Source organism: Micromonospora sp. bgisy143 (assembly GCF_057708145.1).
Genome location: NZ_JBYIRN010000014.1, coordinates 115,331 through 133,541, shown reverse-complemented (window position 1 = coordinate 133,541; position 18,211 = coordinate 115,331). Strand labels below are relative to the sequence as shown.

Annotated in this window: 19 protein-coding genes; 8 read left to right on the top strand and 11 right to left on the bottom strand. The window is 71.5% G+C overall.

Annotated elements, in window-relative coordinates:
• On the bottom strand, nt 1–1,101 hold the full coding sequence (locus AC3EN4_RS18110; protein WP_435207023.1) for a calcium:cation antiporter: 1,101 nt from the start codon (nt 1,099–1,101) through the stop codon (nt 1–3).
• 89 nt (nt 1,102–1,190) lie between these two features.
• On the opposite strand from AC3EN4_RS18110, the gene AC3EN4_RS18105 reads away from it, so the two are divergent.
• Together AC3EN4_RS18105 and AC3EN4_RS18100 are read left to right on the top strand one after the other, a co-directional pair.
• Complete coding sequence (locus tag AC3EN4_RS18105; protein ID WP_435207021.1) at nt 1,191–1,571, top strand: ArsR/SmtB family transcription factor; 381 nt, start codon at nt 1,191–1,193, stop codon at nt 1,569–1,571.
• Nucleotides 1,568–2,068, top strand: a complete 501-nt coding sequence (locus AC3EN4_RS18100) for an SRPBCC family protein (protein WP_435207019.1) — start codon at nt 1,568–1,570, stop codon at nt 2,066–2,068. Before AC3EN4_RS18105 ends, AC3EN4_RS18100 begins: the two co-directional genes overlap by 4 nt.
• Here the strand turns inward: AC3EN4_RS18100 and mug are convergent.
• Together mug and AC3EN4_RS18090 are read right to left on the bottom strand one after the other, a co-directional pair.
• On the bottom strand, nt 2,041–2,634 hold the full coding sequence (gene mug / locus AC3EN4_RS18095) for a G/U mismatch-specific DNA glycosylase (protein ID WP_435207017.1): 594 nt from the start codon (nt 2,632–2,634) through the stop codon (nt 2,041–2,043). The genes AC3EN4_RS18100 and mug overlap by 28 nt on opposite strands.
• 62 nt (nt 2,635–2,696) lie before the next feature.
• Nucleotides 2,697–3,044: a hypothetical protein gene (locus AC3EN4_RS18090; protein ID WP_435207015.1), complete on the bottom strand. Its 348-nt coding sequence runs from the start codon at nt 3,042–3,044 to the stop codon at nt 2,697–2,699.
• Nucleotides 3,045–3,359: 315 nt separating this feature from the next.
• Between AC3EN4_RS18090 and AC3EN4_RS18085 the strand changes: the two genes are divergently transcribed.
• The gene (locus tag AC3EN4_RS18085) at nt 3,360–4,643 is read left to right on the top strand and encodes a ThuA domain-containing protein (RefSeq protein ID WP_422740088.1); all 1,284 of its coding nucleotides are present in this window, start codon (nt 3,360–3,362) and stop codon (nt 4,641–4,643) included.
• Nucleotides 4,644–4,730: 87 nt separating this feature from the next.
• Nucleotides 4,731–7,562, top strand: a complete 2,832-nt coding sequence (locus AC3EN4_RS18080; RefSeq protein WP_435207014.1) for a PQQ-dependent sugar dehydrogenase — start codon at nt 4,731–4,733, stop codon at nt 7,560–7,562.
• A gap of 85 nt (nt 7,563–7,647) precedes the next feature.
• Here the strand turns inward: AC3EN4_RS18080 and AC3EN4_RS18075 are convergent, their stop codons facing one another.
• Together AC3EN4_RS18075 and AC3EN4_RS18070 are read right to left on the bottom strand one after the other, a co-directional pair.
• The gene (locus tag AC3EN4_RS18075; protein ID WP_435207012.1) at nt 7,648–8,232 is read right to left on the bottom strand and encodes a hypothetical protein; all 585 of its coding nucleotides are present in this window, start codon (nt 8,230–8,232) and stop codon (nt 7,648–7,650) included.
• Between the two features lie 69 nt (nt 8,233–8,301).
• On the bottom strand, nt 8,302–8,730 hold the full coding sequence (locus tag AC3EN4_RS18070; protein WP_422740085.1) for a VOC family protein: 429 nt from the start codon (nt 8,728–8,730) through the stop codon (nt 8,302–8,304).
• Nucleotides 8,731–8,833: 103 nt separating this feature from the next.
• Between AC3EN4_RS18070 and AC3EN4_RS18065 the strand changes: the two genes are divergently transcribed.
• Nucleotides 8,834–9,742 (top strand): NAD-dependent epimerase/dehydratase family protein, encoded by a 909-nt coding sequence (locus AC3EN4_RS18065; RefSeq protein WP_435207009.1) that lies wholly within the window; start codon nt 8,834–8,836, stop codon nt 9,740–9,742.
• A gap of 42 nt (nt 9,743–9,784) precedes the next feature.
• Here AC3EN4_RS18065 and AC3EN4_RS18060 read toward each other — a convergent pair whose 3' ends face one another.
• Together AC3EN4_RS18060 and AC3EN4_RS18055 are read right to left on the bottom strand one after the other, a co-directional pair.
• Entirely contained in the window at nt 9,785–10,501 is a 717-nt protein-coding gene (locus AC3EN4_RS18060; protein ID WP_435207008.1) for a hypothetical protein, read from the bottom strand.
• Complete coding sequence (locus tag AC3EN4_RS18055; RefSeq protein ID WP_435207006.1) at nt 10,494–10,994, bottom strand: RNA polymerase sigma factor; 501 nt, start codon at nt 10,992–10,994, stop codon at nt 10,494–10,496. The genes AC3EN4_RS18060 and AC3EN4_RS18055 overlap by 8 nt, the downstream gene beginning before the upstream one ends.
• A 182-nt stretch (nt 10,995–11,176) precedes the next feature.
• On the opposite strand from AC3EN4_RS18055, the gene AC3EN4_RS18050 reads away from it, so the two are divergent.
• Both AC3EN4_RS18050 and AC3EN4_RS18045 read left to right on the top strand, forming a co-directional pair.
• The gene (locus tag AC3EN4_RS18050) at nt 11,177–14,407 is read left to right on the top strand and encodes a S8 family peptidase (RefSeq protein ID WP_435207005.1); all 3,231 of its coding nucleotides are present in this window, start codon (nt 11,177–11,179) and stop codon (nt 14,405–14,407) included.
• Nucleotides 14,408–14,490: 83 nt separating this feature from the next.
• Nucleotides 14,491–14,970 carry a hypothetical protein gene (locus AC3EN4_RS18045; RefSeq protein WP_435207003.1) on the top strand — a complete coding sequence of 160 codons (480 nt, stop codon included), beginning with the start codon at nt 14,491–14,493 and terminating at the stop codon, nt 14,968–14,970.
• Between the two features lie 35 nt (nt 14,971–15,005).
• Here the strand turns inward: AC3EN4_RS18045 and AC3EN4_RS18040 are convergent, their stop codons facing one another.
• Both AC3EN4_RS18040 and AC3EN4_RS18035 read right to left on the bottom strand, forming a co-directional pair.
• Nucleotides 15,006–15,446 carry a VOC family protein gene (locus AC3EN4_RS18040; RefSeq protein ID WP_435207002.1) on the bottom strand — a complete coding sequence of 147 codons (441 nt, stop codon included), beginning with the start codon at nt 15,444–15,446 and terminating at the stop codon, nt 15,006–15,008.
• A 16-nt stretch (nt 15,447–15,462) separates the two neighbouring features.
• Nucleotides 15,463–16,350: a LysR family transcriptional regulator gene (locus tag AC3EN4_RS18035; protein ID WP_435207000.1), complete on the bottom strand. Its 888-nt coding sequence runs from the start codon at nt 16,348–16,350 to the stop codon at nt 15,463–15,465.
• A gap of 143 nt (nt 16,351–16,493) precedes the next feature.
• On the opposite strand from AC3EN4_RS18035, the gene AC3EN4_RS18030 reads away from it, so the two are divergent.
• On the top strand, nt 16,494–17,213 hold the full coding sequence (locus AC3EN4_RS18030) for an SDR family oxidoreductase (protein ID WP_435206998.1): 720 nt from the start codon (nt 16,494–16,496) through the stop codon (nt 17,211–17,213).
• Nucleotides 17,214–17,249: 36 nt separating this feature from the next.
• Here the strand turns inward: AC3EN4_RS18030 and AC3EN4_RS18025 are convergent, their stop codons facing one another.
• Both AC3EN4_RS18025 and AC3EN4_RS18020 read right to left on the bottom strand, forming a co-directional pair.
• Complete coding sequence (locus tag AC3EN4_RS18025) at nt 17,250–17,747, bottom strand: zinc-binding dehydrogenase (RefSeq protein ID WP_435206997.1); 498 nt, start codon at nt 17,745–17,747, stop codon at nt 17,250–17,252.
• Nucleotides 17,744–18,211 carry an alcohol dehydrogenase catalytic domain-containing protein gene (locus tag AC3EN4_RS18020; RefSeq protein ID WP_435206995.1) on the bottom strand — a complete coding sequence of 156 codons (468 nt, stop codon included), beginning with the start codon at nt 18,209–18,211 and terminating at the stop codon, nt 17,744–17,746. The genes AC3EN4_RS18025 and AC3EN4_RS18020 overlap by 4 nt, the downstream gene beginning before the upstream one ends.

The window sequence follows — 18,211 nt, the reverse complement described above, 5'->3', positions numbered from 1 at the left end:
TCAGGGACTGGCGGCCAGGAAGACGAACGCGGCCAGCAGCACCAGGTGGACGCCGCCCTGCAGGACGTTGGCCCGTCCGGGCACGACGGTGAGCACCGCCGTCACGGCGGTGAGGGCCAGCAGCGCGAGCTGGGTGCCACCGAGGCCGAGCAGCAGTGGGCCCTCCAGCCAGATCGACGCGACAGCTATCACCGGGATGGTCAGGCCGATGCTGGCCATCGCGGAGCCGAGGGCGAGATTGAGGCTGATCTGTACGCGGTCGCGGCGGGCCGCGCGGGCGGCGGCGAGGGTCTCCGGCAGGAGCACCAGCAGCGCGATGATCACACCGACGAAGGCGTGCGGCAGGTTCGCGGCCGCCACCCCGGCCTCGATGGTCGGTGAGACGGTCTTGGCGTCGCCGACCACCGCGACCAGCGCCACCAGCAACAGGACGAGGCTGATCAGCGCGGCGCGGGTGGTGGGCGGCTTGGCGTGCTCCTCGGCGTCTATGACCTGCCCTTTGCTGTCGACGGGCAGGAAGTAGTCGCGGTGTCGGCCGGTCTGCACCAGCACGAACAGCCCGTACAGCGCGAGCGAGGCGACCGCGGCGAAGGTGAGCTGGGCCGGGCTGAACTCCGGGCCGGGGCGGGCCGTGGTGAAGGTCGGGATGACCAGGCTCAGCGTGGCCAGGGTGATCACGGTCGCCAGCGCGCCGCCGGTGCCCTCCGGGTTGAACACGGCCACCCGCCGGCGCAGCGCGCCGAGCAGCAGGGACAGGCCGAGGATGCCGTTGCACGTGATCATGACGGCGGCGAAGACGGTGTCCCGGGCCAGCGACTGGGTCTTCTCCGGGCCGCTGATCATCAGCGTGACGATGAGGGCCACCTCGATGACGGTGACCGCGACGGCGAGCACCAGCGAGCCGTACGGCTCCCCCACCCGGTGGGCGACCACCTCCGCGTGGTGCACGGCGGCGAGGACCGCGCCGCCCAGCAGCGCGGCGACCACCACGACGACCGGGCCGGGTAGATCTCGCCCCCAGGTAACGAGCAACACCAGCACCGCGAGCACGGGTACGGCGACGGTCCAATCGAGCAGGCGGGATCGAAGCTGGGCTGGCATGCGTCAAGAGTGCCAGGTCACCTGATCATGTGCCCACCATCGACGCACCGGGTCGCGGAAAGCGTAACCTGTGGGTTACGCTTTCCGGCGTGGACGAGGTGGCCGCCGCGATCGCGGACCCGGTACGGCGGCAGATCCTGGGCATGCTGCGCGACACGCCGTTGACCGCGGGCGCGATCGCCGATCGGTTCGCCATCAGCCGCCCGGCGGTGAGCCGTCACCTGCGGGTGCTGCGCGAGAGCGGGCTGGTCCACGACGAGCTGGTCGGCCGTACGCGGATCTATCGGCTCGACCCCGGCCCGCTCGCCCCGCTCGTCGACTGGCTCGGCGGGCTCGTCGCACCCGAGAGGCTCGTCACGCCCGACACGTGGGAGCAGCGCCTCGACGCGTTGGAGACCGAGGTCCGTCGCACCCGCCGGGAACGCCGCGCCGGCAGCCCGGCCGACCATCGAACGGAGCGCACCGCATGACCCGTACCCCCGCTGGCCGCCTTTTCCGCACCGCCACCGGCCACGACCTCGTCCTCACCCGCACCTTCCGCGCCCCGGCGACCGACGTGTGGGCGAGCCTGACCGAGTCGGAGCGCACGGCCCGCTGGTTCGGCCCGTGGGAGGGCGACGCCCGGCCCGGCAACACCATCCGGGTGCAGATGGCCTACGAGGAGCAGCAGCCCTGGTGCGACGTTCGCGTCGAGGAGTGCGAAGCGCCGCGTCGCCTGGCCGTGTCGATGGTCGACGACCACGGTGCCTGGCTGCTGGGGTTCACGCTGACCGAGACCGACGGCGGCACCGAGCTGCGCTTCACCCAGCACCTCAGCAGCCTCGACGGCGTCGCCGAGGTGGGCGCCGGCTGGGAGTACTACCTCGACATGCTGGTCGCCGCCCGGGATGGCACGCGCCGACCGGAGTTCGACGAGTACCACCCGGCCATGAGCTCCTACTACGAGGCGCTGGCCGCCGGGGCCTGAGGGTCGACCTCCCGGCGCAGTCGGGCGAACTCGGCCGTCAACGCCGGCAGCGGGAAGTGGGCGTTCAGGCCGCTGGGGTTGGGCAGCACCCAGACCCGGGCCGGACCCAGCAGCTCCGGCTGCGGGCCGAGCGTGGCCGTCGGCCGGACGAACGCGATCCGGTACGCGGTCACCCCGAGCACCGCCACCCACCGTGGCCGGTGCCGCTCGACTTTGACCGCCAGGCCGGTCACCCCGGCGACCAGCTCGGCGGCGGTCAGCTCGTCGGCCCGTGCGGTGGCCCGGTTGCTGAGGCTGGTGATGCCCAGCCCCTGCCGCAGCAACTCGGCGCGCTCCCACGGGCGCAGCTCCCGGTCGGTGAAGCCCGCGCCGTGCAGGGCCGGCCAGAAGCGGCTCCCCCGCCGGGCGAAGTGCTCCCCCACCGCCGCCGAGTAGAGCCCGGGGTTGAAGCCACAGAACAACACCCGCAGGCCGGGGCCGATCACATCCACCAGGCCGCGACCGGCCGCCGCCGCGACCTCCTGCCGCGTCGGCGGCCGCCACGGCGGTGACACGTCCGCGTCCACCAGCCCGATCCTGCCGTACGCCCCCGCTTCCGGCCGGGATGTGCCGGAAGTTCGGCGCACCGTCAGGTCAGGGTGCAGGCGCTTCCGCAGTACGGGCAGTGCGCGCGCTTGGCGTTCGAGGTGACCTCGACATCGCAGCGCGGGCAGCGTCCGTTCTGCCACAGGCCCTGGTCCATGCCGAGCTCCCCGTCGTAGTAGTCACGATCGGGCCAGGCGACCAGCTCGATGTCGAGGCTGGGGTCGACGTCGTCATCGAGCCAGGTGACGTTCGCCAGGGTCAACACCGTCCGCATGCCGTACGCCTCCTGCGTGAACTGCGGGAGGGCACGCCGCAGGACGTCGACCAGCTCACGCACCGGCAGCGAGGCGAGTTGTTCGGCGAGGCGCTGACGGTCTTCGTCGGTCGACATGCCACCGACCCTATGCCCGGCCCGACGTCGGCGCCGACCGCGTCTCGACGGGCCGCAGGCCGGAGCGGATGGGGTTGACGGGCGCAGACATCGGAGGTTTACTGCCTCAACGACACCAGTCGATGCTATTCGTCCGTCCACACTGGCCGGTCGGGGTCGTCGGCTGGCTCGTGTACCGCAGCACGGCTCCACCATCACCGCTCCACATCACCTCAGCCGAGCATCGGCGGCCCGGCTTCCGCACCACCGCCACCATGGCCCCGGGCGTGCTCTCGCGCACTCTCCGGGGTCGACGCTCAGCTAAGGAGCATCACCATGCGTTCCCGTCCCCGCCTGTTGGCACTCGTCACCGGGGTGGCCGTGTTGATGGCCGGCCTGGTCGCACTGCCGACCACCGCCTCTGCCGCGCCGCTGACCAAGGTCCTGGTGTTCAGCAAGACCGCCGGCTTCCGGCACTCGTCCATCCCCAACGGCATCGCGGCCATCCAGCAGCTCGGCGCTGCCAACGGCTTCAGCGTGACCGCCACCGAGGACGCCAACCAGTTCACCACCTCCAACCTGGCCCAGTACCAGGCGGTGGTCTTCATGTCGACGACCGGCGACGTGCTCAACTCCAGCCAGCAGACGGCCTTCGAGCAGTACATCGCCGCCGGCGGCGGGTACGTCGGCGTGCACGCCGCCGCGGACACCGAGTACAGCTGGCCGTTCTACGGGCAGTTGGTCGGCGCCTGGTTCGACTCGCACCCGGCGATCCAGACCGCGACCGTGAAGATCGAGGACCGGAGCAACCCGTCGACCGCGCACCTCGGCGCCACCTGGGTCCGCTCCGACGAGTGGTACAACTACCGCACCAACCCCCGGTCCAGCGCGCGGGTCCTGGCCAGCCTCGACGAGTCGTCCTACAGCGGCGGCAACATGAACGGCGACCACCCGATCACCTGGTGCAAGGCGTACGGCGGTGGCCGGGCCTGGTACACCGGTCTCGGGCACACCGAGGCGTCGTACACCGACCCGAACTTCACCCGGATGCTGCTCGGTGGTCTGCAGGTCGCCGCGGGTTCGGTGAGCGCCAACTGCTCGCCGGGGACCAACCCGACCACCCCGCCGCCCACCACGGCCCCGCCCACCACGGCCCCGCCGACCACTCCTCCGCCGACGACCGCGCCGCCGACCACGGCCCCGCCGACCACCCCGCCGCCCGCCGTCGCCGGTTCCACCCTGCGTGCCCGCGCCAACAACCAGTACGTCAGCGCGGCCAACGCCAGCACCCCGCTGATCGCCAACAAGACCTCCGTCGGCACCAGTGAGCGGTTCGAACTGGTCAACCTCGCCAACGGCAACGTCGCGCTGAAGGCCAAGAGCAACGGGCAGTTCGTCGCGGCGGAGAACGCCGGGGCCTCCGCGCTGATCGCCAACCGGGCCACCGCCGGCTCGTGGGAGACGTTCCAGCTGATCCGCAACTCCGACGGCACGGTGAGCCTGCGGGCCACGGTGAACAGCCGGTACGTGGCCGCCGACAACGGAGGCTCCTCCCCGCTGATCGCCAACCGGACCTCCATCGGCCAGTGGGAGAAGTTCGACCTCGTCACCACCAACTGACCGCACCACGACCCACACCCCGCCACCCACACCTGGTCGTGGTGCGCCCCAGCACGCCCCGGCCCTGGTCGTCGAGGAAGGACGATCATGCTTTCGAAATCCCGGCGCTGGTCCCGGGCACTCGTCGCGGCGGTAACCACCGTCGCGAGTGTGACCCTGGCCGTGGCCGCCAACTCCCCCGCCGCCCAGGCGGTGGTGATTCCCGCCAGTGACTATCAGCAGATCAAACTCGCCACCGGCTCCGCCGAGCTGGGCGAGGCAATGTCGCTGGCCGTCCTGCCCAACCGTTCGGTGCTGCACACCGCCCGCAACGGCGTACTGCGGGTCACCGACGTGGCCGGCAACACCAAGGTCTCCGGCACCCTGTCCGTCTACACGCACGACGAGGAGGGGTTGCAGGGCGTCGCCGTCGACCCCAACTTCGCCACCAACCGGTGGATCTATCTGTACTACTCGCCCACGCTGAGCACCCCGTCCGGGGACGCGCCCACCACCGGCACGCAGTCCGACTGGGACCGGTGGAAGGGGCACCTGCGGCTGTCCCGGTTCACCCTCAACAGTGACGACACGCTCAACATGGGCAGCGAGAAGATCGTGCTCCAGGTCGCCAACGACCGTGGGCAGTGCTGCCACGTCGGTGGTGACCTGGACTTCGACGCCGCCGGCAACCTGTACCTGACCACCGGCGACGACACGAACCCGTTCGAGTCCTCGGGCTACGCGCCGCTGGACGAGCGGACCAACCGCAACCCGCAGTTCGACGCCCAGCGCTCCGCGGGCAACACGAACGACCTGCGGGGCAAGGTCCTGCGGATCACGCCGCAGGCGGACGGGACGTACACCATCCCGGCGGGCAACCTGTTCGCGCCCGGCACGGCCAACACCCGGCCCGAGATCTACGCGATGGGCATGCGCAACCCGTTCCGGATGAGCGTCGACAAGGCGACCGGCGTCGTCTACGTCGGCGACTACGGGCCGGACGCGGGAAGCACGAACTCCAGCCGGGGCCCGCAGGGTCAGGTGGAGTTCAACCGGATCACCGGGCCGGGCAACTTCGGCTGGCCGTACTGCACCGGCAGCAACACCAGCAACGAAACATACAACGAATACACCTTCCCGTCCGGGCCGTCGCAGTCGAAGTACAACTGCACGGGTGGGCCGACCAACAACTCGTTCCGCAACACCGGGCTGCAGACCCTGCCCGCCGCGAAGCCGGCCTGGATCAAGTACGCGGGCGACTCCGGCTCACCGTCGGAGTTCGGCAGCGGCTCCGAGTCGCCGATGGCCGGGCCGGTGTACCGGTACGACGCCTCGCTCAACTCCAGCGTCAAGTTCCCGCAGTCGCTGAACGGCCTGTTCTTCGCCGGCGAGTACGGTCGCCGCTGGATCAAGCCCATCGCCATCAACGCCGACGGCTCCCGTGGCGAGATCTCCAGCTTCCCGTGGTCCGGCACGCAGGTGATGGACATGGCCTTCGGCCCGGACGGCGCGCTGTACGTGCTGGACTACGGCACGGGCTCGAACAACCAGGCGCTGTTCCGGATCGAGTACATCGGCGGCGGTAACCGCAACCCGATCGCGGTCGCCTCGGCGAACCCGACGTCGGGGGCCAACCCGTTGACGGTGAACTTCTCGTCGGCGGGCAGTTCCGACCCCGAGGGCGGGGCGCTGAGCTACCTGTGGACGTTCGGTGACGGCACCACGTCGACGGCGGCGAACCCCACCAAGACGTACACCACGAACGGCACGTACTCCCCGACGTTGAAGGTCACCGACCCGACCGGGCTGACCGGTACGGCGAGCCTGGTCATCACCGTGGGGAACACGGCCCCGACGGTGACGTTGACGACGCCCGCCGACGGGCAACTGTTCAGCTTCGGTGACACCGTGTCGTACCAGATCAGTGTGAGCGACCCGCAGGACGGCACCATCGACTGCACCAAGGTGAGCCTGACGTACGCGCTGGGCCACGACAGTCACGCCCACCAGATCACCTCGAAGAACGGGTGCAGCGGCTCGATCACCCTGCCGACCGACGGTGAGCACGACTCCGCGGCGAACATCTACGGGGTCTTCGACGCCGCCTACACCGACAACGGCGGGCTGACCACGCACAGCATCAAGACCCTGCAACCGAAGCACCGCCAGGGTGAGCACTTCGGCGCCACGTCGGGCGTGCAGGCCACCGACCACACCAGCGCCGAGGGTGGCCGCACCGCCGGGTTCATCGAGAACAACGACTGGATCTCGTACCAGCCGTACAACCTGGCCAACGCGAACCGCATCACCGTGCGGGCGTCGTCGGCCGGGGCGGGCGGCACCATCGAGGTGCGGGCCGGCTCGGCCACCGGCACCCTGCTGGGCACCGTCACGGTGCCGGTGACCGGTAACTGGGAGACCTTCACCGAGGTGTCCGGCACGATCAGCAACCCGCCCAGCGCGTCGACCACGCTGTACCTGGTGTTCAAGGGCGGGTCGGGCTACCTGTTCGACGTGGACGCGTTCACCTTCACCACCGGCACCGGTGGCACCACGCCGGTGACCACGCTGCGGGCGCAGATCAACAACCAGTACGTGTCGGCGGTCGGCACCACCGCGCTGATCGCCAACAAGGCCAGCGTCGGCAGCACCGAGCAGTTCGACCGGGTGGACGCCGGCAACGGCAACATCGCCCTGAAGTCGCGGTCCAACGGGCTCTACGTCTCGGCCACGAGCAATACCGCACCGTTGGTCGCCACCGGCACGTCGATCGGGGCGGCGCAGACCTTCCAGATCGTCAACAACTCGGACGGGACGGTCAGCCTGCGTGCCACGATCAACAACCAGTTCGTGTGCGCGGAGAACTCCGGGGCCGGGTCTCTGATCGCCAACCGCACGTCCGCCGGGGCCTGGGAGAAGTTCTACCTGACCACCGGCTGACACGTGGTGGGCCCGGCCCGTTCGGTGACCGGGCCGGACCCACCGCACCATCGACCACCGACGCACTGTCTAGGGGTCCCCGCCGTCACGAGTCGGCGGGGACCCCGCTGTCGAGTTGCCCGATCACCGGCGCCAGCAGGTCGTTGAGCTCCCGGGCCAACACCACGACCGCCCGCCGCGCCGCGGTGGGCACGTCGTCGTCCGGGCCGTCGGGTGTCGGCGGCAGGCCGTCGAGCGGCAGCGGCGCCTCCACCTGGAGCAGCGCCCGCAGGTACGGGCGGCGCGTCCGGTCCTGCTCGGTCGGGGTGGTGAACTGGCCGAACAGTTGGGGCCAGTCCTGCCACCCACGGTCGCGCTGCCACTGCTTGCTCCAGGTCAGCTCGGCGGGCCAGCGGGAGGCCACGGTGACCACGCAGACCATGCCGCCGTCCCACGGGCTGCGTTCGCAGGTCGCCGAGATGATCCGTCGGTGCCACCGGACGAAGCCGGGCGACAGCTCGCTGGCCACCCGCCAGGCCGTCGCGGCGAACGCGACCGGCGCGAAGTCCCCCCAGGTCTCGGCGAAGTCATCGATCCGGCGGAGCACCTCGGCCTCGTACCGGCCGTGGCCGTCGGTGCCGTGCTCACGGTCGAACTGTTCGTCCAGCCAGAAGGCGCGTGGTTCCGGCATGCCCGTCCCCGTTCTCGACGATCGTGGGTACCACGGTCGCACAGGTGCCGCGCACGGATCCGGACGGCACTACCCCACCATGATGCAGAACGGGTGGCCGGCCGGGTCGGCGTACACGCGCAACGGCTCCACCGGGTCCTCGATCCGGTCGTACCGCAGTCGGCCGCCGAGGCGTAGCACGCGCTCGTGCTGGACCAGCAGGTCGTCGACGGAGTCCACGGTCAGGTCCAGGTGCAACTGTTGTGGCACGTCGTTCTTCGGCCACGTCGTCTCGGGCAGGCTGTCGACCTGCTGGAAGGCGATCTGCGGGCCGCCGGATGGTGACCTCAGCACCAGCCAGTCGCGACCGCGCTCGTCGGGGCGGCCGTCCGTCGGTGGCTCGTCGCCGGGCCGGTAGACGAAGCCCATGAGCTGCCGGTAGAACTCCGCCAACTCCCGCGCGTCGGTGCCGTCGAGCACCACCGACGTCAGCCGGGGAACACTCTCCTGATCGACCATCCTCGCTCACCTCCGGACGCCATTCTGGCCGGACCATCCGGCCGTCGCATCCGCAGCGACGCCGTACTTGACACGCACCCCGCTGGACAGTGGACGATTCAGCGTGCGGATTCTCGTGGTGGGTGGCAGTGGTCTGATCGGCGCGCACGTCGTGGAGGTGCTGCGCGAGCGCGGACACGCCACGACCTCGGTGGCGCGTACCGCCCAGCCGGGCGTCGACCACCTGCTCGACGTGGGGTCCGCCTCGGTCGACGAGCTGCGGTCGGTGCTGGCCGGGCACGACGGCGTCGTGTACGCCACCCGGACCGACGAGCAGCGCCCGTTGCCGAAGCCGATCTATCCGCAGTTCCGGCGCGAGAACGTCGATCCGGTGGTACGCCTGTTCACCGCCGCCCACGCCGAGGGGCTCACCCGTGGGGTGATCATGGGCTCGTACTACACGTACTTCGACCGGCTCCATCCGCAGTGGCGGCTCGGTGAGCGGCACACGTACATCCGCTGCCGGCTGGAGCAGGCCCTCGAGGGACGGGCCGCCGCCGGTCCGGGCCTGCCGGTCGCCGTCCTCGAACTGCCCTTCGTGTTCGGGCGGGCCGGTGACCGGCTGCCGAACTGGGCCGGTCCGCTGGACCGGTGGGCGCGCTCTCGTACCCCTCTGGTTGCCCCCACCGGCGGAAGCGCCGCGGCCTCGGCGCGCAGCGTGGCCGAGGTCGCGGCCGACGCCCTCGATGCGGCCAGCGGCGCGGACATCCCGGTCGCCGACGAGAACCTGACCTGGCACGACATGCTCGCGCGCATCGCCGGGGCGGTCGGCCACCGCCGCCGGGTCGGCCGGCTGCCGGCCGGCGCGGCGCGGACGGCGCTGCGACTGGGCGGCGCGGCGCAGGCGCTCGGTCGCAAGGAGTCCGGGATCAACCCCACCTTCCTCGCCGACCTGCTGCTCACCGAGTTGTTCATCGAGCCGACGACCGGCCGCGCGCTGGAACCGGCGCTGCGCGAGACCTTCCCCGGTTAGCCGGGTGGACGCGCCCAGCCGTGGGTGCCGCCCCGAGCGCGGTCAGGAGCCCGACGGGCCTCGATCCTCGAATTCGTAGGTGGTGGTCAGGGCCTCCGGCAGGTCGGGCACGAGCGCGTTGGTGCCGTCGACGACCTGCACGTAGCGCCTGCCCTGCAGGATCGAGTAGCTGCCGTCGTCGACCTTGTCGATGATGAACAGCTGCGTCGCCGCATCCGGCTCGCAGGACCGGGTACGGACGCTGCCCGGCGCGGCGTCGTGCACGACTGTCATACAGACCTCGCCAGCTCCGGCCGGGGCGGCCGCCACGATCCGGTACGCCTTTCCGGTCGGGCGCAGGATCCACAGCGCCCCGGTGTCGACGCCCGCCCCGGCGGTGGCCCGTACCCGGTCGCCGTCGGGGTCGGTCGCCAAGGCCGCCCCACCCAGACCCGGCACCGCGATCCGCACCTGCCGGCGTCCGCCGAGAATGTCCCGCGGTCCCGCCGGGACGGTCACGGTCGGCGCGAGGGGCGACCGCGAGGGTGCGGGCGACACCGTGCCCGCCGGGCCGACAGGCGGCGTCGTGTCGTCGGCGCGCACCCGCACCAGGGTGGTGCCGGCGGCCGCGACCAGCACGGCCAGTCCCACGCCGGTGACGGTCGCCCGGCTTCGCCGCCGCCGGTCACTGCGCCCGCGCAGCGTCCGGGCCGTGGGCAGGGTCGTGACGCGGCGGACCTCGTCGACGATCGCTTGCAGGTCGTCGTGCGGATCAGCCATGAGAGGTCCCCTCCTGGTTCACCTCGGTCAGCAGTCCGGCCATCGCCCGGCGACCACGGGCGAGGTACGTCTTGACGGTCCCGACGGGCCGGCGCATCTCGGCTGCCACCTCGGCGACGCTGAGGTCGTTCAGGTGGTGCAGGACGACGGCGCGGCGCTCGTTGGCGCTGAGCCGTTGCAGTGCCTGGATCAACGCCACATGGTCCTCGCTGAGGCCGGGCACGCTCTGGTCGACGGCCGCCCGGTGGTGGGCGCGGATCCGGTTGAACGTCTTGCGCCAACTACTCACCGCCGCCCGCGAGGCCACCGCGCGGACCCACGCCTCCGGGCTGTCCGCCTCCCGGACGGTGTGCCAGCGCTGCCAGGCCCGCATGAACGCCTCCGCGACGGCGTCCTCGGCCTCGCTGCGGTTGCCGGTCAGCGCGTAGACGTGACCCACGATCCGCCCGGCGCAGGCGGCGTAGAGGGCGTCGAACTCCTCAGCATCACGCATCCGACCTGCGTCCTCCGAAGCGTCGTCCCCCTGGTCACCGCGCATGGAACCCGCTACGGCGATCCGGCCGGCCGCCGCCCGGGTCGGTTTGTGATCACAGTCACACCGGTGAAGATCAACCGGGTGGCGGGCCCGAGCGTCATCGTGCCGTCCCGGGAGATGCCCGTGGCGGAGAGGACGATGTGCGACAACGTCAACGACGCGCCCTGACGGCCGGGGTGCTCACGACAGCACTGGTCGCGGCGGCCCTGACGGCCAACCCGGCGAGCGCGCAGGTGCGGCCGGCGGCGACCGTCTCCGGCACACCCGGCACCTACACGTTGGTCACCGGCGACCGGGTGTCCGTCGACGCGGCGGGCCACCTGACGATCCAGCGGGGCACGGGGCGGACCGCGATGCGGTTCGTGACCAGCCGGGAGGGTGGTCACCAGTTCGTCATCCCGGTGGACGCCATGGCGCTGCTGCGTGACGGGCGGCTCGACCGGCGACTGTTCGACCTCACCACGCTCACCGAGTTCGGCTACGACGACCGGGCGGCCGAACTGCCGCTGCTGGTCGCGTACCCCGGAAACAACGCGGCGGGGGCGCGGACCGCGACCGTCGGGGGCGACGGGCGCGTGCGGGCGGACCTTTCCGCCGCCCACACCCTCGCGGTGCGGGCGGGCCGCGACGACCGGGTGACGCTGTGGTCGTCGCTCACGCGGGGTACGTCGATGGCGCGCACCCTCGCCGACGGGGTCAGCGCCATCTGGCTCGACGGCAAACGGCGGGTGACGCTGGACCGCAGTGTGCCGCAGATCGGCGCTCCGGCGGCCTGGCAGGCCGGCTTCGACGGTACGGGCGTGACCGTCGGCGTGCTGGACACCGGCATCGACGCCGCGCACCCCGACTTCGCCGGGCACCTCACCGAGGTCCGGGACTTCACGGGCGGCGACGACCCCGCCGACTCGGTCGGTCACGGCACCCACGTGGCGTCGACGATCGTAGGCAGCGGCGCCGCCTCCGGTGGCCGCTACCGCGGCGTGGCGCCGGGCGCGAAGCTGCTCGTCGGCAAGGTCTGCGCCACCACCGAGTGCCAGGACTCGGACATCATCACCGGCATGCAGTGGCTCGCCCCGCAGACCCGGGTGGTCAACCTGAGCGTGGGCGGCGACGACATGCCCGGCCTCGACCCCCTGGAGACGGCCGTACAGGACCTCAGCCGCCGGTACGGCACGCTGTTCGTGGTCGCCGCCGGCAACGAGGGCAAGCCCAGGTCGGTGTCGTCGCCGGCGTCCGCCGACGACGCGCTCGCCGTGGCGGCTGTCGACTCCGATGACCAGCGCGCGTACTTCTCCAGCCGCGGCCCACGCGTCGGCGACAACCACATCAAGCCCGAGATCAGCGCTCCCGGCGTCGACATCGTCGCGGCCGCCCCGGGCGGCGACTACGCCACCATGTCGGGTACGTCGATGGCCACCCCGCATGTGGCGGGCGCCGCCGCGATCCTCGCCGGTCAGCACCCGGACTGGACCGGCCCGCAACTCAAGGCCGCGCTGATGGACTCGGCGAAGCCGACCGGCGCGGACACCCTCTACGAGCAGGGCGCGGGCCGAGTCGACGTCGCCCGCGCGGTCGCCCAGCCGGTCGCCGCCGACGTGGCCGCCATCGACTTCCCGGTCCAGCGCTGGCCGCACGCCGACGACACCCCCGTCACCCGGGTCGTCGGCTACCGCAACACCGGCGCCGCGCCGGTCACCCTGTCGCTGAACGTTGCGCCCGCGCCGGCCGGCATGCTCACCGTCAACCCGAGCACGCTTGTGGTGCCGCCCGGCGGCCGGGCCGAGGCCACGATCACCGTGGACACCCGGGTAGACGCCCCGGACGGCGTCTACCAGGGCGCGGTGGTCGCCACCGGCGCCGGCGACCTACGGGTACGTACGCCGTTCGCCCTCAACCGGGAGATCGAGAGCTACGACATCGCGCTCCCCCACACCGGCCGGGACGGCAAGCCCGCCACCGAGTACACGACCGTCGCGGCGAACCTCGCCACCGGCGAGTTCAGCACCCTCGACGCCACGCCGGGCGGTGGCACCCTGCGACTGCCCACCGGCCGCTACGCCCTCTACAGCACCATCCACGAGGGCGACACCTCGACGTTGCTCGTGCAGCCGGTCCTGGACGTCCACGGGCCGGTGACCGAGGCCATCGACGCCCGTACCGCCAAGCCCGTCGCACTGACCGTACCGCAGCGCGACGCCGCTCCCATCGCGATCAATGTGAGCGCCAACTGGGACGACGGCTTCCGCTATCCGGGCGTACAGCTCAGCGGGGTGTCGTTCGCCGACGTGTTCTTCGGTCGGATCGGGCCCGCCGTCGCCGCCCCGGAGTTCGCCGCGACACTCGGCGTCGGGCTCGGCCGACCCGGTCAGGACGGAACCTTTCGCAACAGCCCCTACACCTACGACCTCGCGTACGTCCGCAAGGGAGACATGTTCACCGGCCTGTCCACGAAGCTGACGCCGAAGAACCTCGCCACGGTCGACGCGACCTACCGCCGCCAGTCCACCACGGCGACGGCCGTACGGTTCCACCGCGCGGCGGCGGCCGGCGGATCCGGCCCGATCGGGTCCAACACACCCATCGACCTGCCGTTCCACGGCACCGAGTACTACAACACCGACGGCGGTCTCACCTGGACGTCCACCTTCGTCGAGGGCGACAACTCCACCACGCAGGAGTCGGTCTTCCAGCCGGGGCGGACGTACACCCAGACCTGGAACGCGGCCCCGTTCGGCCCGTCGGTGGCCCAGGTGCCATCCCTGAGTCCCCTCGGGTACGCGGGACGCGACGGCGACACCATCTCGATCGCGTCCCTGCCGCTGTTCGGTGACGCGACCGGCCGTCCCGCCGGCCGCGACGACCTGCCCGTCGAGTTCCGGCTGTTCCGCAATGGCACGCGGATCGGCACGTCGGACAGCCCGTGGGCGGAGTTCGCGGTACCCGCAGGCGAGGCCGACTACCGCCTGGAGGCGACCGCCAGGCGTGGCACCCCGGACACGCTGTCGACGTCCGTTTCGGTGGCCTGGACGTTCACCTCGGCGCACACCTCGGCTCCGCAGCGGCTGCCCCTGACCACGGCCCGCCCGACACCGAAGCTCGACGACACCAACACCGCCCGGGCGGGACGGGTCATGCCCCTCCCGGTCAGCCTGGACCGGCAGGCCGGCTCGTCGGCCGCACCCAACCGCAAGCTCGGCGTCGCCGCGTCGTTCGACGACGGAAAGACGTGGGTCACGCTGCCGGTGCTGCGCGGCGTCGCCCTGATCGCCCATCCCCGGAAGCCCGGTTTCGTCGCGCTGCGCGTGACGGCCACCGACACCGCCGGCAACACGGTGACGCAGACGGTACTGCGGGCCTACCGGACCGCGTGAACGGAGGGAGTCCGGGGCGGCGGTGGCCGCTCCGGACTCCACCGCCCGCGTGACGTGTTGTCCCGCGTTGCTTCAATGCAACGGTGAGCATGGATTCGACGGTGGTCGTTGGCGTCATCGCGGCTGCCGCTGCGCTCGGCGGTTACCTCCTGAGCAACGCCGCGGCCAGGCGCACCGAGAGAGCTCGCAGGTACGCGGAGGCTCTCGACGTCGTCGAGCGCTACCGACAACTGCCCTACACGTTCCTGTGGCTCCACGACGACACGGCGGAGACCAGGAAGAAGTTGGCCGAGATGCTCGGCGACACGCAACAGACCCTGTCGTTCCACCGGCGGTGGCTGACCCTCGAATCACCCGAGCTGGGCGCTGCGTACGACAACCTGGTCGACAAGGTGCGGGAACGCAACAGTGGGTTCAGGAAGGACGCACTTTCCAGGCCGGCACCTGCGGCCGATGTCGACATCGAGGCGGGCTCGATCTACACGTTCGACGATCGGGCCGAGCGCCTCGCCTGCATTCACCTCATGCGAAAACACCTGCGACTCTTCAGAAATCTCCTGTAGCACGTGCGTCGCCAGGCGCGAACCCCGCTCGCCGCTCAGTTCAGCTGTTCGGCCAGCCCCACGACGATGCCCTCGGGGCCGCGGACGTAGCAGAGCAGGAAGATGTCCTCGAACCGCTGCACCTCGCCGACCAGTTCCGCCCCGTGGCGACGCAGCCGGGCGACCGTGTCCTCCACGTCGTCCACGGCGAACATGATCCGGCGGATGCCGAGGGTGTTGGCCGGCACGTCCCGCGGCTCGTGACGGATGGCCTCCGGCGCGTGGAACATCGCCAGCTCGACCTTGCCGTGACCGTCCGGGGTCCGCAGCATGGCGACCTCCTGCCGCACGTCGTCGACACCGATGACGCGCTCCACCCACCGGCCCTCGACCGGTCCCCGGCCCTGCAACTCCATGCCCAGCTCGACGAAGAACGCGATGACCGCGTCGAGGTCCTCGACCACGATGAGGACGTTGTCCATCCGCCGGAGCGCCATGCTGCTTCCCCCTGCTCTAGGTACGGTCAACGGGACCGACATCGCCGGCCTGCCGCGTGGCGATGTCGACGAATTCCCGCACCAGCGGTGACCGGTTGTTCTCGGCCCAGGCCAGGCACACCTGATTGTCGGCCAGGTCGCGGATGGGCACGTGAACGACGTCCGGCCTGGTGTAGAACCTCGCGATCGACAGCGGCAGGATCACCACCCCGGCCTCCGCGGCGACGTGCTCCAGCTTCTCCTCGACGGAGGTCAGCACCGGCCGGGGGCGGGGCTCCCGGTCCGCCGGACGGTTCGGCAGGTCCCGCCACTCCGGCACCACGTCCGGGTCCTGAAGCAGGCGCTCCTCGGCCAACTCGGCGAGGTCGACCGACTCCTTGCCCGCCAGACGATGGTCGCCAGGCAGGACCACGACGCGGGGTTCGGCGAACAGCGGGCGCAGGCGCAGGCCCCGCTGGTCGACCGGAAGCCGCACGTAGCCGACGTCGGCGCGCCCCTCGCGGAGCACCTCGGCCTGGTCGTACCGGGAGGTGCGGACGACACCGACAGCCAGTTCGGGGTGCATCTGGGCGATGGCACGGGCCTCGGCCGTGACGATGATGCCCGGCATGAACGCGATGGTGAACGTCGGCCGGCCGTGTGCCGCCCGCTGCACCCGCCGACCCAGGGCCTCGGCCGAGGCCAGCAGCGGACCGGCGTCGGCCAACAGTTGACGACCGGCCTCGGTCAGCACGGTGGAGCGGCGATCCCGAACGAACAGCTCGGCGCGGAGTTCCCGCTCGAACGCCCGGATCTGCCGCGACAGGACCGGCTGGGCGATGTGCAGCCGCGCGGCGGCCCGGCCGAAGTGCAGCTCCTCGGCGACGGCCACGAAGTAGCGGAGCTTACGCAGATCGACGTCCATCCGGCCCTCCCGTCCGACTCGCTCGCGTCCCACCAGTCTATAAATACCCGTCGGGTATCACAGCAGCTCAAAGAGGTCTTGGACGTGGGCGTCAGTGCGGACGCATGGTGGTGAACGTCAGCCGACCATCCGGAAGGACCATCATGACCCTCACCGACCAGCGCGTCGTCGTCCTCGGCGGCACCTCGGGAATCGGGCTCGCGACCGCCGCCCGGGCCGCCCAGGAGGGCGCCCAGGTCGTGGTCGCCTCGCGCAACCGGCACAGCGTGGACCGCGCCCTCGCCGCCCTGCCGGCCGGCACCCAGGGGTACGTCGCCGACCTCGCCGACCCGGCCGACGTCACGCGCCTGTTCCAGGGGCTCGGCCCGTTCGACCACCTCGTCTACACCGCCGGCGAACCGCTCGCGCTGATGTCCGTCGACGCCCTGGACCTCACCGCCGCCCGTACCGCCTTCAACCTGCGCTACTTCGGTTCGCTGGCGGCGGTCCACGCGGCGCTCCCGCATCTGCGTCCCGGCGGGTCGATCACCCTCACCACCGGCACCGCCGGTCACCGGCCGAAGGCGGGCTGGTCGGTGGTCGCCGGCATCACCGGGGCGATCGACGCGCTGGTCCGCTCGCTCGCCGTCGAACTGGCACCGATCCGGGTCAACGCCGTCTCCGCCGGCGTCATCCGCTCACCGCTGTGGGACGCACTGCCCGACGACACCCGAGAGCAGATGTACGCCCATCTCAGCGCGTCGCTGCCGCTCGGTCGGGTGGGCGAGCCCGAGGAGGTCGCCGAAGCGTTCGTCTACCTCCTGCGGTCGACGTACGCCACCGGCACGCTGGTCACCGTGGACGGCGGCACCCTGCTCGCCTGAGAGCCGCGCGCCACGGCCCGGCACAGCCCGGCCCCGCTACGGGGTGAGGACGATCCGCCCGAAGACCTGACCGGCGTCCATCTTCCGGTGGGCGGTCGTCGCCTGCTCCAGGGGCAGCACCTCGTGCACCACCGGGACCAGTTCGCCACGGCTCGCCGCGGCGAACTGGTCCCGCCGCACGGCCTGGCGAGCGGGTTCGGGCACGGTCGCGGCGCTGAACGTGGCGAACGACAGCGACTTCTGGAAGGCCGTCATCAGCGTCGCCCCGAAGTCCGCTGGTGGCTGGCCCCCGACCGCGCCGACGAGCACCAGACGGCCGTTGGGATTGAGCCTGTCGAAGAACGAGGGCATGCCGTCGCCCGCCACAACGTCGATGATCACGTCATAGCCTCGGGGAGCGCCGGAATCTCCTGCTCCGCAGCGGTCGAGCACGTGGGTCGCGCCAAGGTCGCGCAGCCGACGACCACGCTCGGGCGACGAGGTGGTGACCGCGACGGCGCCGGCGCCCTGGCGGGCCGCGAGTTGCACCGTCATGATCCCGATGCTGCCGGCGGCACCGCGCACCAGGACGGTCTCCCCTTCGGCGACGTGCGCGTGGGCGAGACCGAAGTGGGCCACGACCCCGGTCTCCCGAGGGTCACGGCATCGACGAGGGACAGGCCGGCGGGGACGGGCAGCACCTCCGAGATCGGGGCGACCGCACGCTCGGCGTACCCACCGCCGGTGCCGGTGAACGCCCACACGCGCTGCCCGAGCCACGCCGCGTCGACACCCTCGCCCACCGCGGCCACCGTTCCCGCCACCTCGCCGCCGAGGATGTGCCCCTCGCGGAAGCCGTACGCGGCGAGGGCGCCGCTTCGGATCATGACATCGACGCCCGCGACACCGACCGCCTCGACCGTGATCATCACCTGCCCCGGCGCCGGAACCGGGTCGGGGATGTCGGTCACCGCCAGGCCCCGAGGATCACCGAACTCCCTGATCATGATTGCTCTCAC